We start from the raw sequence: 18,652 nt of genomic DNA on the forward strand, positions 1-18,652 counted from the left end.
GCCTCGACAAGGACGATGACATGAAGCCAGGACGAGTGATTCTGATGGGCGCCGGCCCGGGCGACCCGGACCTGCTGACACGCAAGGCGGTCCGCGCCCTGCTGTCGGCGGACGTGCTGCTGCTGGACGAACTGGTGCCGCCCGACATCGCCGAACTCGCTCCCCGGGCGCGGGTGCTGCGGGTGGGCAAGCGCGGCGGCTGCCGTTCCACGCCCCAGCCCTTCATCCAGCGGCTGATGCGCCGCTACGCGCTGCAAGGCAGGACCGTGGTGCGCGTCAAGGGTGGCGAAGCCTTGATGTTCGGACGCGCGGGCGAAGAAATCGCCTTCCTGGAAGCCGCCGGCATCGAAGTGGAACTGATCAATGGCATCAGCGCCGGCATGGCGGCCGCCGCGGCGCTGGGCATCTCGCTCACCCACCGGGATCACTGCCACGGGGTCAGCTTCGTCACCGCCCATACCCAGGACGGCGCGCAGCCGGACTGGCAGGCGCTGGCGCGCAGCCGCACCACGCTGGTCATCTACATGGGCATGCAGCGTATCGAGCAAGTGCAGGCCGGCCTGCTGGCGCACCTGCCCGCCTCCACCCCGGCCGCGGTGGTGCAGTGGGCCTCGACACCGCACGAAACAAGGCTGGCGACCCGGCTGGGCCAGCTGGCGGACGATGCGCGCGGGGCGGGGCTGGGCAGCCCCGCGATCATCCTCGTGGGAGACGCGATCGGCCTGGCCCGCGCGCATGCCGCGCCGGCCATGCGCCACAGCGCCTGACCGGGCATCGCCGCAGCGTCAGCGGCGGCGCCCCGCCATCCATGCCAGGGTGTCCTCGGTCCGGCCCGTGGGCACGTACTCGGCGCCGACGAAGCCGTCGTAGGGCAGCTCGTCCAGCGCGGCGAACACGTTGGGGAAATGGATTTCGCCGGTTCCCGGCTCGTGGCGCCCCGGCGTGTCGGCGAACTGGATGTGGCCGATGCGCGCACAGTGGGTGCGCAGGCTGCGGATCAGGTCGCCCTCCATGATCTGCATATGGTAGAGGTCGTACTGGATGCGCAGGTTGGGATGCCCCGCGCGATCGATGACGTCGAGCGCGGCCCGCGTGGTGTCGATCAGGTAGCGGGGACGGTCCACGGTATTGACCGCCTCGGTCACCACGCCCATGCCCAGGTCGCCCAGGACCTGGGCGGCGTGGGCCAGGTTGCCGGCCAGCGTATCCAGGCAGCGCTCGCGATCGTGCTCGGGCCCGGGGCAACCCGCCAACACGTTGACGTTGCGAGGCCGCAGCACCTGCGCAACCTTGGCGGCCTGCGCCACCGCCTCGCGAAAGGCGGCCTCCCTTCCCGGCACCGCCGCCAGGCCCTGTCCGCCCGCCATCAGATCGCCCGCCGGCACGTTGCACAGCGCCAGCTCGACCCCCGCCGCGTGAAGCGCGTCGCGCCACCGCGCGGCCTCGTGGTCGTAGGGAAACTGGACCTCGACGGCGTCGAAGCCGGCCCGGCGGGCGGCCGCCGGCCGCTCCAGTTCGGGCACCTCGAGGAAGAGCATGGACAGGTTGGCCGAGAATCGGATCATGGCGGGAATCAGGACAGGTTCGAGACGGAAGCGCGCACGGTTCAGGACTCCTCGGGAAAGCCGCGCAGGAAGAACCGGCGGGCGCGCCCCAGCAGGAAGTTCAGCACCAGGCCAAGCAGCGAGATCGCGACCAGCGCGACGAACATGTCGACGGTGATGAAGCTGCGCGAGGCGATCACGAGCTGGTGGCCGAGGCCGTCGGTGGACGTGATCATCTCCGCCAGGAACACCACCACGCAGGAAATGACCAGGCCGATGCGGCAGCCGGTCAGGATGGACGGCATGGCCGCCGGCAGGACGATGGAAGTCACGATGCGCGAGCGCGGCGTGCCGGCGGCCAGCGCCGACCAGATCAGCTTGGGTTCCACCGAGCGCGCGCCATGCAGCGTGGCGAGCAGGATGGGAAAGGCGGCGTCGGCCACGACCAGCGCGATCTTGGACGAATGGTCGAAACCCAGCAGCAGGATGAAGGCGGGATAGAGCGCCACCTTGGGGATGGGGCCCAGCACCCTGACCACGGGCACCACGACCGCGGCGCCCACCTTGGACCGGGCGGCCGCCATGCCCAGGCCGACGCCCAGCACCAGCGCGATGAAGAAACCCACGAACAGACGGAACAGGGTGATGCCGACATCGGACAGGAAAGCCGGCGAAGCCAGCTGCTCGAGCAGCCTCATGACCACCGCGTACAGGCTGGGCAACTGGTTCTCGGTGACCCGGCCCGACATGGCCAGCCCCTGCCATGCGGCCAGGATCAGCACGATGGGCAGCGCGCCGATGAACGGAGAGATGCGGCGGACCGTCTTCATAGGGCCCCCATGGCGGCATCGGACTGCCGGTCGGCCCAGCGGGTCAGCCGCGCGCGCACCGCCTCGAAACACATGTCGAGCACGATGCCCAGGACGCCGATGACGATGATCATGGCGTACACGGTCTCGTACTGGGCCATGTCCATGGCATTGAACAGGATGTTGCCCGCGCCGGTCTGGCGCGCGATCATTTCGCTGGTGATCATGGTGATCAGGCCCATCACGATGCCGGTCCGGCAGCCGGTCAGAATCTCCGGCAGCGCGGCCGGCAGCACGATCCGGAACATGCGCTGCGCGCCGTTCATGCCCATGGCCGCGGCGGACCACAGCATCTTCTCCTCGACCGCGCGCGCCCCCTGGTAGCTGTGGTACAGCAGCGGCAGGCTGACGCCCAGGAACACCACCAGGATCTTCGAGGCATCGCCCACGCCCAGCCACAGCATGATGAGCGGCATCAGCGCGGCCTTGGGAATGGGATAGACCACCATCAGGAGCGGATTCATCAGCGTCTCGACCACCGGCGAACGGCCCATCAGGAGCCCGATGGGACCGGCCACCATCAGCGCCAGGACGAAGCCGATCAGCATGCGCCGCAGCGAATCCAGGATGTCGAAGGTCGCCTGCGGATCGGCGAAGATGCGCGGCAGTTCGGTCAGCGCCTGCGCGGCCGTCGGCAGGCCCGGGTTGTCGTACAGGCGCGCCGCCAGTTCCCATGCCGCCAGCAGCCCCAGGCACACCAGCAGCGCGGAAACGCCCGGCGCTCGCAGCAGCTTCTTCACGCCGCTTCCTCCTGCTCGGGCTGGTTGTCGATCATCGCCTCGATGTCGATGACGTATTGCTGGTAGCGGGGGTTGAGCAGCAGCTCGGCGCGCATGCGCGGCCGGGGCAGGTCGATGGTGACGATTTCCTTGATGCGCCCGGGCGACTTGGTCAGCACCACGACCCGGTCGGACAGGTAGACCGCCTCTTCCACGCTGTGGGTGACGAACAGCACGCTCTTGCGGTCGCGCTCCCAGATCTTGAGCAGGTCGTTCTGCAGGCGGTTGCGGGTATGCGCGTCCAGCGCGCCGAACGGTTCGTCCATCAGCAGGACGGCGGGGTTGTAGGCCAGCGTGCGGGCGATGGCCACCCGCTGCTTCATGCCGCCCGACAATTGCTTGGCGTAGAAATTCTCGTAGCCCGACAGGCCCACCATGGACAGCAGCTCACGCGCCCGCGCCTCGGCCGGCGCCCGGGCCACGCCCTGCTGGCGCAGGCCGTAGGCCACGTTGCCCAGCACCGTCTTCCATGGATAGAGCGCGAACTCCTGGAACACCGGTCCGCGGTCCGGGCCGGGACCGGTGACCGGCCGGCCGTCGATCTCGACCGACCCCGAACTCTGCTTGACGAATCCGCCCACGATGTACAGCAGCGTGGACTTGCCGCAACCCGAGGGGCCGAGGATGGAGATGAACTCGCCGTCGCGAAGGTCCAGGGAAATGTCCGACAGCGCGACATGCCGCTCGCCCTTGCCGACGGCGAAGACCTGGGAAACGTGCTTGATGGCAATCATGGAGAAGTTCCAGAGCGCGGCCCCGCCCGTGCGGGACCTGTCCTTGCATCGCGCCGGGGCGCTACTTGATCGGGGCGTGGATGTCGCCGTTCCTGAACGAGGCCACGTCCACCTTTTGCGACATCAGGCCCGCCTGCGTGAAGCTGTCGAGCAGGCTCTGGATGGCCGGGAAGTTGGGGGCCATGCCGGGATCGCGGGCGAAGTCGTTGCCCTTGAGCAGGTAGGTATCCAGCACCGATACCGGCGCCTTGGTCACCTCGGACACGACCTTCAGCGTCTCGGGACGATTGGCCAGCACCTTGCCCATCGCGGTGGTCAGGTCACGGATGTAGGCCTTCACCAGCTCGGGGTTCTGGTCCACGAAATCCTTGCGGCACGCTTCCAGGATGTGCACGAAATTGGGCTGCTGGTCGGCCACCGAGAACAGCTTGCGCAGGCCGCCCTTGGCCTCGGCGCGCGCGGCGAAAGGCTGGTTCAGCACGCCGGCGTCCACGCGGCCCGAACGGATGGCATCCTCGGACGGCGCAAAACCGGTCTCGATCATCTTCACGTCGGTCTTGGGGTCGAGGCCGTTCTTCTCCAGCATCTGCACCAGCGGCGCGTAGACGCCGGCGCCCAGCACCGACACGCCGATGCGCTTGCCCTTGAGGTCCTTGACGGACTTGATGGGCGAATCGTCCTTGACGGCCCAGTACACCGAGAAGCTGGTGGGCGTCTCGAACACGTGCTGGGCGATGATCGAGGTCTGCACCTTGGCCTCGATCAGGCCCTGCCCCACGGACAGCGGCGTCTGCGTGCCGCAGTCCACCGCCTTGGCGGCGAAGGCCTGCATGACGGGCGAGGTGCCCTGGAACTGCACCCACTCGATCTTGTATTTCGAGCCCAGTTGCGGGAACTCGGCGGGGCGCTTCATCATCCAGTACTTGGCCTCCTCGGCCGGAATCAGCCAGCCCACGCGGATCACCTGCTGGGCGGCGGCGGGTACGGACCATGCGGCGATGAGGCCGGTCAGGGCAAGCGCTGCGATTTTCTTCATGAATGACTCCTGGCAGGTTGACGATCGGATTTCAATTCCACGATGCTTGGGGGGTCAGCGGCTTTCGCTCAGCTTGTAGATTTCGAGCGCTTCGGACTCGGGGCCCCGCGTCGCGTTGACCAGCCGGAACATCTGCGAGGCGACGGCGGTCATCGGCACCGGCGTACCGGTCTGGCGGGCCAGTTCGACCACGCTGTCCAGGTCCTTGAGCATGGTGTAGGTGTGGCCGATGGGGGGATTGTGGATACCCTGCGCCATGCGCGGCAGGAACAGCTGCAGCGGCTTGGAGTCGGCGAACCCGCCGGCCAGGGCCTGCGGCAGCAGCATCGGATCGATGCCCGAGTTCGCCGCCAGCCGGGTGGCCTCGGCCAGGATGGCCATGGTGCCGCCCACGATGATCTGGTTGCACAGCTTGGTCGTCTGCCCCGCCCCCAGCGGCCCCATCAGTGTGAAGCGCTGGGCCATGTGCGCCACGTAGGGCTGCACGCGATCGTAGTCTTCCTGGCTGCCGCCGGCCATGATGGCCAGCGATCCTTCCTCGGCGCCCTTGGTCCCGCCCGACACCGGCGCATCCATCCAGCGCATGCCGTTGGCGGCAGCCAGGCGGGCCGCGATGTCACGCGTGGCGGCCGGCGTGATGGACGAGAAATCGACCACCACCTTGCCCCGGCCGGGCACGGACGCGAGCCCGTTCGCGCCGAACACCACGTCCTCGACCGCGGCGGCGTCGGTCAGGCACATGAACACGATGTCGGCCTCGCGTGCCACCTCGGCGGGACTGGCCGCCACGCGCGCGCCGGCCGCCCGGGCCGGTTCGGCCTTGGCCGCCGACCGGTTCCAGACGGCAAGTTCGCAACCCGCCGCCCGCAACCGCAGCGACATGGGCAGGCCCATCAGGCCCATGCCCAGATATCCCAATCGTGCCGTGCTACTCATGATGCTTCCTTTGTCTCGAAGGCGGTGGCGTTCAAACGGAGGGGGCCGCCGGCTCGGGCCACTGCGCGCCCCCGGCATGGGTGACGGCGCCGGTATCGGCCTGCCCCACGGTCCTGGCGTACTTGGACAGCAGCCCTGCCTTGTGATTGGGCGGCGGCGGTTGCCAGGCGGCACGGCGGCGCGCCAGCTCGGCATCGTCCACCAGCAGTTCCAGGGTGCGCGCGTCGCCGTCGATGCGGATGCGGTCGCCGTCGCGCACCAGCGCCAGGGGGCCGCCCGCGGCCGCCTCGGGCGCGATGTGGCCCACGCAGATGCCGCGCGTGGCGCCCGAGAACCGGCCGTCGGTCAACAGGGCCACCTTCTCGCCCATCTGCTGGCCGTAGATCAGCGCCGTCACGCCCAGCATCTCGCGCATGCCGGGGCCGCCGGCCGGGCCCTCGTAGCGGATGATGAGCACGTCGCCCTCGGCGTAGCGCCGCTGGCTGACGGCCTCGGCGCAGGCATCCTCGCCGTCGAACACACGGGCGGGACCTTCATGCACGCGCTTGGCCAGGCCCGCGACCTTCAGCAGCGCGCCGCTGGGCGCGAGGTTGCCCTTGAGCACCGCCAGGCCGCCGTCGACCAGGATGGGCTGATCGGCCCGGCGCACGACCTTCTCGTCGGGCTCCGGCGCCGCGCCATGCTCCTCGGCCAGCGTGCGGCCGGTCACGGTGACGCAGCTGCCGTCGATGTGCCCGCTGCGTATCAGTTCGCGTATCAACACCGACACGCCGCCGATGTCGTAGACGTCCTTGGCCACGTACTTGCCGCCCGGCCGCAGATCGCCGATCAGCGGCGTGCGCGCGAACACCGCCGCCACGTCGTCCACGTCGAAGGCGATGCCGGCCTCGTTGGCGATGGCGGGAATGTGCAGCGCCGCGTTGGTCGAGCCGCCGGTGGCCGCCACCAGCGCACAGGCGTTCTCCAGCGCCTTGCGCGTGACGATGTCGCGCGGCAGCGGGCCGCCGTTCTCGATCAGCTTCATCACGATCTGGCCGGCGCGCCGAGCGATGTCCAGGCGCTCGGAGTACACGCCCGGCACCATGGCCGAATTCGGCACGGTCAGCCCCAGCGCCTCGGCCACCATGGCCATGGTGTTGGCGGTGAACTGGCCGGCGCAGGCGCCGATGGTGGGCTTGCAGGCGCGCTCGAGCATCATGACCTTCTCTTCGGTCATCTTGCCCGTCTGCGCCGCGCCCACCGCTTCATAGGCATCCAGCACCGTGATGTCGCGCCCTTCGAAACGGCCCGGCAGCGCGCTGCCGCCGTAGACGAACACGCCCGGCACGTTGCAGCGGACCAGGCCCATCATCGCACCAGGCAGGGTCTTGTCGCAGCCGCCGAACGCCACCAGCCCGTCGTGCGCATGGCCGTGCACCACGGCCTCGATGGAATCGGCGATCAGCTCCCGGCTGACCAGCGAGAACTTCATGCCCTCGTGGTTCATGCCTATGCCGTCGGACACCGAGATGGTGGAGAACTCCCGCGGCGTGCCGCCGGCCGAGGCGACCCCCATGCGCGCGGCCTCGACCTGCGGCGCGTGGGTCATGTTGCAGGGGCTCAGGTCGCCGCGCATGCTGACGATGCCCACCATGGGTTTGGCGATGTCCTCGTCGTCCAGGCCCGTGGCGCGCATGAAGGCGCGGTGCGGCGTCCGGTCCAGTCCCTCGCGGGTGATGTCGGATCTCAGGCGCTTGGTCTTCATTCTCTTCTACTCCGGATTCTCGGTCTTGTTGCCGGCCTTATCGGCTCATGGCATCGGGCACGGCGCTGAGCCGGTCGAACACCCAGCTCACGTCGGTCTCGATGAATTTTCGGGCCTGCGCATAGTCGCCCGCGCGCATGGCCGCCACCGCGGACTCGTGCAGGCGATCGGCGGCGATGGTGTCGGTGTGCAGGAACTCGCGCGTGGCGCGCAGGTAGGCGCCCGACTGCAGCCAGAGGCTGTCGATCATGGCAAGCATGACGGGCGACTGCGCGGCCTGGTAGATGGTGTAGTGGAAGATGCGGTTCTTCTCCAGGCTGTCGGCCAGCCCTTCGCGCGAACGGCGCGCCACCGTGATCTCGGCGGCCAGTTGTTCCAGGTCGTCCAGCTGGCGGGCGGTCAGCCGCGGTCCCGCCCATTCGGTGACCGTGCCCTCGATCAGCACGCGCGAACGCCGGATGTCGTCCAGCCGCTCGGGCGTGATCAGCGGCACGCGCACGGTGCCGCTGCGCATCGGTTCCAGCCCTTGCTGCGCCACCAGTTGGCGCAGCGCTTCCCGCACCGGCATGGTGCTGGTTTCCAGCGCGTTGGCCAGGTCCTGGATGCCCAGCAGCTGGCCGGCGGGATATTCGCCGTGCATCAGCTTGTTGCGCAGGGTCTGGTAGACCGCGTCGGACACCGAGGACCGAACGACGGGTTTGATTTCGCCCAGGGCAGGGAGCATGGCGGCCATCCTAGACGCAGTAGAAATCGATCATGGTGGGAATGACGTCGTTCATCAGCACGATCTTCTTGGCGGCGATGCGCCAGCCCTCGCCTTCCGGCCGCAGCAGGTGCTCGTAGCGGCCGAAGAAGGTGTGCTGGTCGCGGTGCTTGACGTTGTAGACATGGCAGGTCCAGGCCGACTCGACCCGCACCCGGCCTTCGCCGGCCGCCGTCGCCACGCATCCCGTCACGGCGTGACAGGTACGGGGCAAGGGAGTGGACGCGACCGACAGCCCGGACCGCACCCGCCAGACCCGGTCTTCCAGGCCCGCGCGCGCGGCGCAATACATCAACGACAACTCGCTGTCCGGTGATACCGACAGGCGATGTTCGTCGGTCCAGGCCGGCAGCCAGAAACTCGCGTCCTCGGCATACAGCGCCAGCCAGTCGTCCCAGCGCTGCGCGTCCAGGTGGGCGGCCTCCTGGAACACGACGGCCTGCGCATCGGCCTGCACTTCCAGCGCCAGCCTGCTCATTTCAACTTCCTCGACCAGTTGCGGTACAGCGCGTGGAACACGGTCTCGTCGCTCATCTCGAACGGCCCCGCGATCGACGTATCGGGCGCGATGTCCAGTTCCGCCGCATGGGCGTCGGCGCCCCGTACCACCCGCCCCATGCCGCGCGCATAGCCTTGCTGCCATTCGATCTCGCCGCTTTCGAAGCCGCGCTGGCAGTCCTCGAAGGTGACCGTGTCGTCCGGCGTGGCCAGCCCGCTGGGGTTGAAGAAATCCTCGTACTGGCGCAGGCGCTGGCGCCGCTGCTCGGCATCCTCGCCCACCGGGGCCAGGCAATAAGAGGTGATCTCGGTCAGGTCCACCGCCAGCGGGCGGATCACGCGCATCTGCAGGGCCGCGTTGGAAGCCAGCTGCAGGTTGGGAAAGATGTTGCACTGGCGCGTGCGCAGCATCCATTCGGCGCGCGTATCGCCCACGCGCGCGCGCAGTTCCGGCAGGCGCGCATACAAGGGGTGGTTCTCCACCGGCGAGGTGGTCCATACCAGCGCGTGCCCGTTGGGAAAGCCGAAGGATCCCATCATTTCCTCGCGCTTCTTGCCGCCGGCCTGCCAGATCGCCGCCTCGACGTCGGTGCGCCCCGCCATCCCCGAGCGCCGGTCCAGCAGCCGCAGGTAGGACGGATGCGTGGACGTGAAATGGTAGGCGTCGGTGGAATTCTCCAGCTGCAGCTTCCAGTTGGCGCGATAGGTATAGGTGACCGCGCCGGGAACGATTTCCAGGCCGGCCTCGCTCTGGTCGACCGCCATGTCGATGAAGCGCCGGATGTCGCCCAGGTGTGTCTCGAGCGGCGGCACCTCGGCCGCCAGGCTGGCGAACAGGAAGCCGCGGTATTCCGCGAAGCGGGCCACCGGCTGGAGGTCGTGGCTGTCGTCGTCGAAGGCGGCGGGATAGTCGCCCTGGGCCCTGCCCTTGACGCCCAGGTTGCGCCCGTCGCTGCCATAGGCCCAGCCGTGGTAGTGGCAGACATGAGTGCGGCGATTGCCGCGCCGCTGGTGGAAGACCAGGGCGCCCTTGTGACGACAGGAATTGTGGAAACAGCGCAGCGTGCCGTCCTGGCCGCGCATGACGACCAGCGGCTGCCGGCCGATGCTGGTCGTGAGGTAGTCCTGCGGGTTGGGCACCTGGGAAGCATGGGCGACGAACACCCAGCCGCCATGGAAAAAGCGGTCCATTTCCCGGGCGTAGACATCCTGGCGACGGAAAACGTCGCGATGGACGCGGAATACGCCGTCCGCCGGCCGGTCGTCGATGAGCTGGGCGATGTCTGCCGGCATGGATTCCCCGAGGCGCGCCAGAATTCGATATTGGATATTCGATCTTTGATCAAATCCTAGCAAGCGGATGACCACGATGACCAGGGGGTTTACCCGTGCCGCGCCACCGCGCGCACCCCGGCGTAAACTGCGCCCACTCTTGCGGAACCGACGACATGAAGAAGATCGCCGCGCTACTGGCCCTGGCCGCCTTCGCACTCTGGGCCGGCAACACCTCGCTGTTCCACGCCCCCCGCGACGGTCACCCGCTCCCCCTGGCGCATCGCGGCGTGCACCGGACCTATGCCGTGCAGGACCTGGACGCCGATACCTGCACCGCGGCCCGGATCCGGCCGCCCGTGCACGGCTACATGGAAAACACGCTCGCCTCGATGCGTGCCGCCTTCGAGGCCGGCGCCCGGACGGTCGAACTGGACGTGCACCTGACCCCGGACGGGAAGTTCGCGGTCTTTCACGACTGGACGCTGGACTGCCGCACGAACGGCCACGGCGTCACCCAGGACACGCCCATGACGGTGTTGCGGACCCTGGACGTCGGCCATGGCTATACCGCCGACGACGGCAGGACCTGGCCGCTGCGAGGCCGCGGCGTGGGCCAGATGCCCACGCTGGACGAGGTGCTGGACGCCTTCCCCGGCGGCCGCTTCCTGGTCAATTTCAAGAGCCGGCGGGAAGAGGAAGGCCGGGCCCTGGCGGAAATGCTCGCGGCCCATCCCGCGTGGCGCGAGGCGGTCATGGGCGTCTACGGCGGCGCCGAGCCCACGCGCGCCAGCATCGCGCGCGTGCCGGGGCTGCGTGGCTACGATCGCGCATCCACGCTGTCCTGCCTGCTGCGCTACGAACTCCAGGGCTGGAGTGGCATCGTGCCCGAGGCATGCCGCAATACGCTGGTGATCGTGCCGGTCAACTACGCCTGGGCATTGTGGGGCTGGCCCTATCGTTTCGCCGCACGCATGCGCGAGGCGGGCAGCGAGGTCATCGTGATGGGCGCCTACTCGGGCGGGGGCTTCAGTTCGGGCATCGACACGCCGGCCGACCTGGCGCAGGTGCCGGCCCGCTTTCCCGGCCATGTCTGGACCAATCGGATAGAAACGATGGGCGGCCCTATCCGGGCGCATTGAACCGGCCAGGGTATGCTAGGGCATGCCCGCCACCGCTTCCGACCACGCCCGCTGCTTCATCGCCCTCGGTCCCGACGACGACACGCGCGCCCGCCTGGCCGCGCTGGGCGCATGTCTGCCGCCGGCGCGCCTGCTGCCCGCCGACCTGCATCTGACCATCGCTTTCCTGGGCAGCCTGACGCCCGATCACGAGCACCGGCTACAGGCGGCCCTGGCTCCCCTGGCGCGCGCCCTGCCCGTGCTGGACGGCGAGTCTTTGGAACTCTGGCCGCAGCCCGCCCGGCCCCGCGTGGCGGTGGCCAGTTTCTCATTGCCCGCGCCGCTGCGCCGGCTGGTCGAGGACACGCGGGCCATCGTGCGCGGCATGGGCTTGCCGGTGGAAGGCCGCCCCTTCCGCCCGCACGTGACGCTGGCGCGCTTCAAGGCGGGCCAGTCCATGCCGCACCTGCCAAGGCCCATGCCGGCGGTTCCGCCGGCACGCTTCGGCACCCTGGGGCTGTATGCCTCGGCGCCGGCCGGATCGGAGCGGCGCTACGCCGCGCTGTTCCGCTTCGACCTGGCCTGACGCCCGCCTCAGGCCTGCGCGCTGGGCAGGGGCGAGCTTTCCGACAGGCGGACCATCTCCACCGCCAGCGCGGCCACGAGGCGATCCCGCTGGCCTCGGGCCGACGGTTCGTTCCACAGGTCCTCGACCTCGTGCGGGTCGGCTTCCAGGTCGTAGAACTCGCACACCGCCGGGTCGTCCGACAGCGTCAGCCGGTAGCGGCCGTCGAACAGCGTACGCACCTTGAAGCGGCGGGGCCGCCCGAACGCGTATTGCAAAGGCTCGCTTTCGACCACGATGCCGGCGCGTTCGGGGACCGACGCGGCCTCGCCGCGGATGGCCGGCAGCAGGTTCGCGCCCTGGATGCCGTTGAAGGGCGCCAGGCCCGCGCGCGCCAGGATGGTCTGCGCGATGTCTATCGTGCCCGCCACGTCGTCCACCACCGCGCCGCGCCTGGGTCCGGGCAGTTGCGGGTCGTGCCAGATGAACGGGACCTGGGTCACGCTGCGATAGTGCATGACGCCCTTGAGCGCGATGCCGTGGTCGCCCATCATCTCGCCGTGGTCGGAGGTAAAGATGACCACGGTGTCCTCGCGCAGTCCCAGCTCGTCCAGCTTGGCCAGCACCCGGCCGACGGAATCGTCCACCAGGCTGATCGAGCCGTAGGTCAGCGCGGTCACCTCGCGGCACTCGCGCTCGTTCAGGGCGAACGGTACGTAGGCCTCGCGCGAGGCGCCCGCGCGAGTGCGCTCGTGCACGGCCCGCAGCAGCGCCGGCATGTTCTCCTGGTGAAAGGACGGCGGCAGCGGAATGCCGGCCGGGTCGTACATGTCCCAGTACTTGCCGGGAGGCGTGAACGGGTGGTGCGGATCGGGAAACGAGCACTGGATGAAGAACGGCGCGTCATCGTCCCGCCGCGCGTGCCGGGCCAGCCACTCGCAGGTCTGCTCGGCCACGTAGGTCGAGGGATACAGTTCCACCGGCATGCGCGTGCGCCAGGCCTGCGGCGAATCGTAGCGGTCGTCGGGAATGGCGTTCTCGCGGCCGCGCAGGCTGTCCGGATCGGGATGCCGCTCGGCCAGCCAGCGCGCGTAGTCGCCTTGCACGCGGTCGCCGTGCAAGGTGCACAGGCGCACGTCGTCGAAGCCGTAGAACGGCGTCTGTACATGGAAGGACGGATCGGCCTTCCAGTACGGCGTCCACTCGTTGTCGTACTCGCGGCCGCGACGGTGATGCCGGTGCGCATCCTTCATCGCCTCGGAAGGCGGCGTGCCGCCGTTCAGGTTTTCCCAGCCGCGGATAGGCGGATTGTTGTAGCCGAAGTTCTGCAGGTGCGACTTGCCGATCAGCGCCGTGGCGTAGCCCGCGTCGCGCAGCAGCTCGACGAAGGTGACGTCCTCGCGCGACAGCGGGATGCCGTTGTGCAGCACACCGTGCAGCGAGGGCATGCGTCCGGTCATCAGCGTAGCCCGGTTGGACATGCAGGTGGGGCTGGCCACGTAGAACTGCGAGGCCCGCACCCCGTCGCGCGCCAGCGCGTCCAGGTGCGGCGTGCGCAGGATGGGATTGCCGTAGCAGCCCAGGTGATCGGCCCGCTGCTGGTCGGTCATGACCAGCAGGATGTTGGGCCGCTTGGAAGCGCGTGGATCCATGCGATCAATCGGCCGAGATGTTGAATTCCTTGACGATCTTGCCGTAGCTCTCGTACTCGGCCCTGGCCATGCGGGCGAGGTCCTCGGACGAGCCGCCCAGCGGCACTTCCCACTGCTGCTTGAGCTTGGCGGCGGTGTCCGGCTGGCGCAGCACGGTGTTGAACTCCTGGTTCAGCTTCTCGACCACGGCGGGCGGCGTGCCCTTGGGCGCGAACACGCCGTACCAGGCGCCGGTCGCGGTGTTGGGGTAGCCCTGCTCGGCCAGCGTGGGCAGGTCGGGCATCAGCGGCGAACGCTCTTTCTCGGCCATGCCCAGGGCCACCAGGCGGCCGGCGGCGATGTGCTGTGCCACCACGCCGATGCTGGCGTAGGTGATCTTCACGTGGCCGCCCAGCACGTCGGCGATCGCCGGCGCCACGCCCTTGTAGGGCACGTGCAGCATGTCCACGCCGGCCGACTTCTTGAACAGTTCGCCGGCGATGTGCATGGGCGAGCCGCTGCCAGGCGTGGCGTAGGCCAGCCCCGGCTGCTTCTTCAGCAGCGCGACCAGCTCCTTGGCGTTCTTCACGCCCAGCGACGGATGGGCGACCATCATCATCGCGCCTTTGGACGGCGCGACGATGGGCACGAAGTCGTTCAGCACGTCCAGGTTCACGTTCGCGCCCTTGGGCAACACGTGGGGAGCGATCAGGAAAGTGTTGGGCGCGAACAGCAGGGTATAGCCGTCGGCCGGCGCACGCGCGACGGCGGACGCCCCCATCATGCCGCTGACGCCCGGGCGGTTCTCGACGATGACGGACTGGTGCAGGCGTGCGGCCAGCTTCTCGCCCAGCATGCGCGCGCCGATGTCCGGCCCGCCGCCGGCGGGATAGCCGACGATGATGGTGATGGGCTTGGAGGGGAAATCGTTCCCTTGCGCATGCGCGGTCAGCGCGGCAAGCGGCAGACAGCCCAGGGCCAGGGCGAATTTGCGGAGCAATGCGTACATAGGGGCACCTATCGGATACGAGGCGAACGCGAAGAAGGGCAGATTCTTCCCTGAAAATCGGCCGGCCTCCACCCCAATAACGCCTCATTAGGGCGCAATTCGTCCCGCCTGCCGATAAAATCGACGCTGCGCGATCGACGGAGGAAGAAGTGGATGTATTGAGCGAGGTCCTGTCCGGCTGCCGGGCCGACAGCGCCACGACCGGCCGCTTCACCCTGCATGCCCCGTGGTCGCTGGAATCCACCGGCCTGCAGGGCGCGATGTTCCGCATCGCCCGGGGCGCGCCCTACTGGATACAGCCCGAAGGCATGGCGCCCGTGCGGGTGCCGGCGGGCGACCTCGTCGTGCTGCCCCGCGGCGGCCGGCACATCATCTCGTCCGAGCCGGGACTCGCGCCCGTTCCCTTCGCCGAGGTGCTGGCGGCGCACGGCATGCGCGAGCGCGGGGAAAAGCCGCTGGTGTTCACCCACGGCGAAGGCGGCACGCCCACCGAACTCTTCACCACCATCGTCGACTACGGCCCCGTCGGGCAGAACACCGTGCTGCGCTTCCTGCCCGGCCTGATCCACCTGCGCGAGGACGACGTGAACCTGGCCTCGTGCCTGGCGCCCACCATGCGGCTGTTCATCGAGGAAAGCCTGAACCGCGAGCCGGGCTGGAAACTGTCGGCCGCGCGCATGGGAGACCTGCTGATGGTGCACGTGCTGCGCGCCTACCTGCTGCGGCACCGCGACACCGAGCCGAACTGGCTGCGCGGCCTGGCCGACCCCAAGATCGCGCAAGCGATCATGCTGATGCACCGCTGGCCCGAGAAACCCTGGACCCTGCCCTCGCTGGCCGACGAGGTCTGCATGTCGCGATCACGCTTCAGCGCGCGCTTCCGCGAGCTGGTGGGCGTATCGCCGATCTCCTACCTGACGGCGCGCCGCATGGAGCGGGCCGCCGAACGGCTGCGGCTGGGATCGGTACGCTTGGCCGACGTGGCCGAACTGGTCGGCTACGGCTCGGAAAAGATATTCGCCCGCGCCTTCCGGCGCTGGGCTGGCGTGCCCCCCGGGGAATACGGGCGGCGCGCGGGCTGAGCCAATCAGGGCTGCCGCTGGCGGACGATCAGCACGTCGCAGGGCGTGTGCTGGATCAATTGTTCCGCCACGCTGCCGATGGCCGTGCGCAGTATTCCCGTGCGGCCGTGCGTGCCGACCACCAGCAGCTCGGAGGGATGGCGCGCCACGTAGTCGGGCAACACGTCTTCCGGCAGGCCGTGCTCGATCTTCCATTCGATGTCGGGCCGGTTCAACAGCGCCGCGTTCCGTTTCATGAACTCGGTCACTTCGTTGTCGGCCTTCGCCCTTGCCTGCTCCACCACGGCCGCCTCGGCATGGGCGTTATGGGCGGAGAAGGCGTGGAACAACAGCGGGCGCGCATCCGGGAACAGCGTCAGGGCCGCTTGCAGCGCCTGGCGCGACCCCTCGGAGAAATCGACGGCGGCGACGAAATCGCGATAGTCGTGATGCGGGCGTTCGCGCACCACCAGGATGGGCTGGGCGGCCTCGCGCGCCAGCTTCTCGACCGTGGTGCCCAGCAGCAGGCGGCCCAGGGTCTCGTCGCGGGCCACCCCGGTGACGATGAGGTCGCAATGGCGTGCCTCGGCCGTCTTGCGGATGACCTCGACCGCATGCCCCGTTTCCAGCACCAGTTCGGCCTGGACGTCGACGCTGCCCAGGCCGGCCCGGAAGCGCCGCTCGGCGGCGTTGCGGTCGGCCACCTGGCTGCGGCGGGCGGTCAGCACGTCGCCCAGCGACGTCTCGTTCACGCACACCGCGATCAGCTTGGCGCCGTGCTCGCGGGCCAGTTGCACGGCCCGGTCCTGGGCGCGGTCGCAGCGCGCGCTCAGGTCGGTGGCAAGCAGGATGCAACGCAGGTTTTCGGTGGAGGGTCCTTCCATGCTGATCTCCCTGGTGTGGCGGACGCGGCGGCGCGCGTGTTGCGGCCCGTTGGGCGGGCGAGGATCCGGAGGCGGGACGGGAAGACTGCGGATCGCGCGGCGTCCCCGTCGGACCTACGATACCAACGGAAGGCGACCCTGCCAATCACGATGACGCGCGAGGGGCCTCGCGCTCGGCCGTGGAACAGGCCTCGATGTAGTCCGCCAGGCGCCGCGCCGCCGCCGACAACGGCCGCCGCTCGTCATGGGCCAGCCACAAACCCATGGTCATGGGCGGCCCGCCGGGCGACAGCTCGGCCAGGAGGCCGGATTCGACGTCCTGCCGGACCGTCTTCGCCAGCACGCACCAGATGCCCACTCCCGCCGCCGTCAGTTCCCGCACCATCCCGGACTCGGTGGCGCGCGAGGCCACCGGCGTGCCGGCGATGCCCGCGGCGCGCAGCATGTCGGCCATGTGGATCGAGAAACCCGAACGGTGCGCGGCCCGCACGAACTTGTGCCGGGCCAGCTCCCGCGGCGGCACGGCGGCGCGTCCGGCCAGGGGATGCGAGGGTGCGGCAACCAGGGCGAAACGCTCGACGCCGATGGCCCGGCCGGCCACGCCCTCCTGCGGCCACCGGCTCAGGAAACAGGCCAGGTCGGCGGTGCCGTCGCGCAACTGCGCCAGGACTTCGTCCAGCGTGCCGGCCACCATGGCCAGCTCGTACTCGGGATGCTCCCGGGCGAAGCCGGCCAGCGCCGGCGGCAGCACCGAATTGGCCACCGGCCGCTGGCAGGCGAAGGCGATGCGCCGTTCTCCGGCCCCCCGGCCGCCGCCCAGGTCCTCGGACAGCCGCGCCGCGTCGTCCAGCACCGCGCGGGCATGCGCCAGCACGCGCTCGCCCGCCTCGGTCAGCGTGGCGCGCCGGCCGCGCTGGCGCAGGAACAGGACTGTTCCCGCCCTGCGCTCCAGGATCTGGATGTGCTGGCTGACCGACGGCTGGGCGATGTCCAGTTGCCGGGCGGCACCGGCGAAGCTGCCGGTCTCGGCCACCGCCACCAGCACCTCGAGTCCGCGCGGAGACAGGCTGATCATGCGTCCTCCGATAGGCCATTACCTATATCTCATATAGGGTACCGGCCCGTTGCCCCGGACCGCCCCCGACGATGATACTGCCTGGCTTCCAAGGCGCCGCCTCGCGGCGCCCATGACAACAGGAGGCATCCATGAAACGTTTGCTGGCCCCCGCGCTGGCCCTCGCGGCGCTGCTGGCCTGCGGCGCGCCCCAGGCCCAGTCCCGGCCCGACTTTCCGTCCAAGGGCGTGCACATCGTCAATCCCTTCCCGCCCGGCTCGCCGGTCGAGTACGTCGGCCGCCTGGTCGCGCAGAACCTGGAACAGGCCTGGGGCAAATACGTCGTCGTCGAAAGCCGCTCGGGCGCCGGCGGCACCGTGGGCGCCAACTACGTCGCCAAGGCGGCGCCCGATGGCCATACGCTGCTGGTCACCACGGCGTCGCCCATTTCCTTCGCCGCCGCGCTGTACGAGAAGCTGCCCTACGACCCGGTCAAGGATCTCGCTCCCGTCTGGGGCATCGTCACGCCCGGACAGGTCGTGGTGGTCAACAGCCAGCTTCCGGTCCGCACGCTGGCCGAACTCGTAGCCTACGCCAAGGCCAACCCCGGCAAGCTGTCGTACGCCTCGTCGGGCATAGGCACCGTCCAGCATTTCGGCGGCGAGCTGTTCCAGGCCCGTACCGGCACCAAGATGGTCCACGTCCCCTACCGGGGCGGCGCTCCCGCCGCCACCGACCTGGCCGGCGGGCACGTGCAGGTCATGTTCGACTCGCTCACCAACCAGCTCCGCAACATCGAGGCCGGCAAGGTCCGGCCGCTGGCCATCCTGCGATCGCGGCGCGACAGCAAGCTGCCCGACGTGCCCACCGCCGCCGAGGCCGGCGTGTCCGGCGTCGAGGTCGTCAACTGGATCAGCCTGTTCGCGCCGGCCGGCACGCCCGCCGACGTGCTGCGCACGCTGCGCCAGACGGCGAAGTCCGTCATGGCGGCGCCGGACAACGTCGCCAAGCTGACCGAGACCTTCGGCGAGGCCCAGGTCCTGGACGGCGAGCAGCTCGCGCAGATGATCCCGACCGAGGCCCGCACCTACATCGAACTGGTCGAACACGCCGGCATCCCCAAGCAATGACCGCGGCCCCCGCCGCCCCACG

Annotated in this window: 19 protein-coding genes; 5 read left to right on the plus strand and 14 right to left on the minus strand. The window is 69.3% G+C overall.

What is annotated here, in order from left to right; translation table 11 throughout:
- The first annotated feature begins 20 nt into the window (after nucleotides 1–20).
- Complete coding sequence (gene cobA / locus CDO46_RS11200; protein ID WP_087838546.1) at nucleotides 21–767, plus strand: uroporphyrinogen-III C-methyltransferase; 747 nt, start codon at nucleotides 21–23, stop codon at nucleotides 765–767.
- An 18-nt stretch (nucleotides 768–785) separates the two neighbouring features.
- On the opposite strand, the gene CDO46_RS11205 is transcribed toward cobA, so the two are convergent.
- The 10 genes from CDO46_RS11205 to CDO46_RS11250 all read right to left on the minus strand — a co-directional run bounded on the left by CDO46_RS11205 (nucleotide 786) and on the right by CDO46_RS11250 (nucleotide 10,196).
- Nucleotides 786–1,565, minus strand: coding sequence for a hydroxypyruvate isomerase family protein (locus CDO46_RS11205; protein WP_087838547.1), 780 nt, complete (start codon nucleotides 1,563–1,565; stop codon nucleotides 786–788).
- Between the two features lie 41 nt (nucleotides 1,566–1,606).
- Nucleotides 1,607–2,374: an ABC transporter permease gene (locus CDO46_RS11210; protein ID WP_087838548.1), complete on the minus strand. Its 768-nt coding sequence runs from the start codon at nucleotides 2,372–2,374 to the stop codon at nucleotides 1,607–1,609.
- Nucleotides 2,371–3,153 (minus strand): ABC transporter permease, encoded by a 783-nt coding sequence (locus CDO46_RS11215; protein ID WP_087838549.1) that lies wholly within the window; start codon nucleotides 3,151–3,153, stop codon nucleotides 2,371–2,373. Before CDO46_RS11215 ends, CDO46_RS11210 begins: the two co-directional genes overlap by 4 nt.
- Entirely contained in the window at nucleotides 3,150–3,926 is a 777-nt protein-coding gene (locus CDO46_RS11220) for an ABC transporter ATP-binding protein (protein WP_087838550.1), read from the minus strand. Before CDO46_RS11220 ends, CDO46_RS11215 begins: the two co-directional genes overlap by 4 nt.
- 61 nt (nucleotides 3,927–3,987) lie before the next feature.
- Nucleotides 3,988–4,962: an ABC transporter substrate-binding protein gene (locus CDO46_RS11225; RefSeq protein WP_087838551.1), complete on the minus strand. Its 975-nt coding sequence runs from the start codon at nucleotides 4,960–4,962 to the stop codon at nucleotides 3,988–3,990.
- 54 nt (nucleotides 4,963–5,016) lie between these two features.
- On the minus strand, nucleotides 5,017–5,898 hold the full coding sequence (locus tag CDO46_RS11230; RefSeq protein ID WP_087838552.1) for an NAD(P)-dependent oxidoreductase: 882 nt from the start codon (nucleotides 5,896–5,898) through the stop codon (nucleotides 5,017–5,019).
- Between the two features lie 31 nt (nucleotides 5,899–5,929).
- Nucleotides 5,930–7,642, minus strand: coding sequence for a dihydroxy-acid dehydratase (gene ilvD / locus CDO46_RS11235; protein WP_087838553.1), 1,713 nt, complete (start codon nucleotides 7,640–7,642; stop codon nucleotides 5,930–5,932).
- Between the two features lie 37 nt (nucleotides 7,643–7,679).
- A complete protein-coding gene (locus CDO46_RS11240) occupies nucleotides 7,680–8,366 on the minus strand; it encodes a GntR family transcriptional regulator (protein WP_165963346.1) in 687 nt (228 codons plus the stop codon).
- 10 nt (nucleotides 8,367–8,376) lie between these two features.
- Complete coding sequence (locus CDO46_RS11245) at nucleotides 8,377–8,883, minus strand: aromatic-ring-hydroxylating dioxygenase subunit beta (protein ID WP_087838555.1); 507 nt, start codon at nucleotides 8,881–8,883, stop codon at nucleotides 8,377–8,379.
- Nucleotides 8,880–10,196, minus strand: coding sequence for a Rieske 2Fe-2S domain-containing protein (locus CDO46_RS11250; protein ID WP_087838556.1), 1,317 nt, complete (start codon nucleotides 10,194–10,196; stop codon nucleotides 8,880–8,882). Before CDO46_RS11250 ends, CDO46_RS11245 begins: the two co-directional genes overlap by 4 nt.
- 155 nt (nucleotides 10,197–10,351) lie before the next feature.
- Here CDO46_RS11250 and CDO46_RS11255 point away from each other — a divergent pair, with 155 nt between their 5' ends.
- Both CDO46_RS11255 and thpR read left to right on the plus strand, forming a co-directional pair.
- Nucleotides 10,352–11,317, plus strand: a complete 966-nt coding sequence (locus tag CDO46_RS11255; protein WP_087838557.1) for a glycerophosphodiester phosphodiesterase family protein — start codon at nucleotides 10,352–10,354, stop codon at nucleotides 11,315–11,317.
- A 22-nt stretch (nucleotides 11,318–11,339) separates the two neighbouring features.
- Nucleotides 11,340–11,882, plus strand: a complete 543-nt coding sequence (gene thpR / locus CDO46_RS11260) for an RNA 2',3'-cyclic phosphodiesterase (RefSeq protein WP_087838558.1) — start codon at nucleotides 11,340–11,342, stop codon at nucleotides 11,880–11,882.
- Between the two features lie 8 nt (nucleotides 11,883–11,890).
- Here the strand turns inward: thpR and CDO46_RS11265 are convergent, their stop codons facing one another.
- A complete protein-coding gene (locus tag CDO46_RS11265; RefSeq protein ID WP_087838559.1) occupies nucleotides 11,891–13,513 on the minus strand; it encodes a sulfatase in 1,623 nt (540 codons plus the stop codon).
- Between the two features lie 4 nt (nucleotides 13,514–13,517).
- A complete protein-coding gene (locus CDO46_RS11270; RefSeq protein WP_087838560.1) occupies nucleotides 13,518–14,501 on the minus strand; it encodes a tripartite tricarboxylate transporter substrate binding protein in 984 nt (327 codons plus the stop codon).
- Nucleotides 14,502–14,650: 149 nt separating this feature from the next.
- Here CDO46_RS11270 and CDO46_RS11275 point away from each other — a divergent pair, with 149 nt between their 5' ends.
- Nucleotides 14,651–15,583, plus strand: coding sequence for an AraC family transcriptional regulator (locus CDO46_RS11275; protein ID WP_087838561.1), 933 nt, complete (start codon nucleotides 14,651–14,653; stop codon nucleotides 15,581–15,583).
- 5 nt (nucleotides 15,584–15,588) lie between these two features.
- On the opposite strand, the gene CDO46_RS11280 is transcribed toward CDO46_RS11275, so the two are convergent.
- Together CDO46_RS11280 and CDO46_RS11285 are read right to left on the minus strand one after the other, a co-directional pair.
- Entirely contained in the window at nucleotides 15,589–16,446 is an 858-nt protein-coding gene (locus CDO46_RS11280; RefSeq protein ID WP_087838562.1) for a universal stress protein, read from the minus strand.
- 145 nt (nucleotides 16,447–16,591) lie between these two features.
- Nucleotides 16,592–17,521: a LysR family transcriptional regulator gene (locus tag CDO46_RS11285; RefSeq protein WP_087838563.1), complete on the minus strand. Its 930-nt coding sequence runs from the start codon at nucleotides 17,519–17,521 to the stop codon at nucleotides 16,592–16,594.
- A 131-nt stretch (nucleotides 17,522–17,652) separates the two neighbouring features.
- Between CDO46_RS11285 and CDO46_RS11290 the strand changes: the two genes are divergently transcribed.
- Entirely contained in the window at nucleotides 17,653–18,630 is a 978-nt protein-coding gene (locus tag CDO46_RS11290) for a tripartite tricarboxylate transporter substrate binding protein (RefSeq protein WP_087838564.1), read from the plus strand.
- Nucleotides 18,631–18,652: the final 22 nt, after the last annotated feature.

It is taken from the genome of Pigmentiphaga sp. NML030171, from assembly GCF_002188635.1.
In the GTDB taxonomy this organism is placed as follows: domain Bacteria; phylum Pseudomonadota; class Gammaproteobacteria; order Burkholderiales; family Burkholderiaceae_B; genus Pigmentiphaga; species Pigmentiphaga daeguensis.

Coding starts and splice junctions, on each gene's coding strand:
- CDO46_RS11245 (WP_087838555.1), bottom strand. CDS start 8,883: ATGAGCAGGCTGGCGCTGGAAGTGCAGGCCGATGCGCAGGCCGTCGTG.
- CDO46_RS11270 (WP_087838560.1), bottom strand. CDS start 14,501: ATGTACGCATTGCTCCGCAAATTCGCCCTGGCCCTGGGCTGTCTGCCG.
- CDO46_RS11285 (WP_087838563.1), bottom strand. CDS start 17,521: ATGATCAGCCTGTCTCCGCGCGGACTCGAGGTGCTGGTGGCGGTGGCC.
- CDO46_RS11265 (WP_087838559.1), bottom strand. CDS start 13,513: ATGGATCCACGCGCTTCCAAGCGGCCCAACATCCTGCTGGTCATGACC.
- CDO46_RS11290 (WP_087838564.1), top strand. CDS start 17,653: ATGAAACGTTTGCTGGCCCCCGCGCTGGCCCTCGCGGCGCTGCTGGCC.
- cobA (WP_087838546.1), top strand. CDS start 21: ATGAAGCCAGGACGAGTGATTCTGATGGGCGCCGGCCCGGGCGACCCG.
- CDO46_RS11225 (WP_087838551.1), bottom strand. CDS start 4,962: ATGAAGAAAATCGCAGCGCTTGCCCTGACCGGCCTCATCGCCGCATGG.
- CDO46_RS11240 (WP_165963346.1), bottom strand. CDS start 8,366: ATGCTCCCTGCCCTGGGCGAAATCAAACCCGTCGTTCGGTCCTCGGTG.
- CDO46_RS11250 (WP_087838556.1), bottom strand. CDS start 10,196: ATGCCGGCAGACATCGCCCAGCTCATCGACGACCGGCCGGCGGACGGC.
- CDO46_RS11210 (WP_087838548.1), bottom strand. CDS start 2,374: ATGAAGACGGTCCGCCGCATCTCTCCGTTCATCGGCGCGCTGCCCATC.
- CDO46_RS11255 (WP_087838557.1), top strand. CDS start 10,352: ATGAAGAAGATCGCCGCGCTACTGGCCCTGGCCGCCTTCGCACTCTGG.
- ilvD (WP_087838553.1), bottom strand. CDS start 7,642: ATGAAGACCAAGCGCCTGAGATCCGACATCACCCGCGAGGGACTGGAC.
- CDO46_RS11230 (WP_087838552.1), bottom strand. CDS start 5,898: ATGAGTAGCACGGCACGATTGGGATATCTGGGCATGGGCCTGATGGGC.
- CDO46_RS11220 (WP_087838550.1), bottom strand. CDS start 3,926: ATGATTGCCATCAAGCACGTTTCCCAGGTCTTCGCCGTCGGCAAGGGC.
- CDO46_RS11205 (WP_087838547.1), bottom strand. CDS start 1,565: ATGATCCGATTCTCGGCCAACCTGTCCATGCTCTTCCTCGAGGTGCCC.
- thpR (WP_087838558.1), top strand. CDS start 11,340: ATGCCCGCCACCGCTTCCGACCACGCCCGCTGCTTCATCGCCCTCGGT.
- CDO46_RS11280 (WP_087838562.1), bottom strand. CDS start 16,446: ATGGAAGGACCCTCCACCGAAAACCTGCGTTGCATCCTGCTTGCCACC.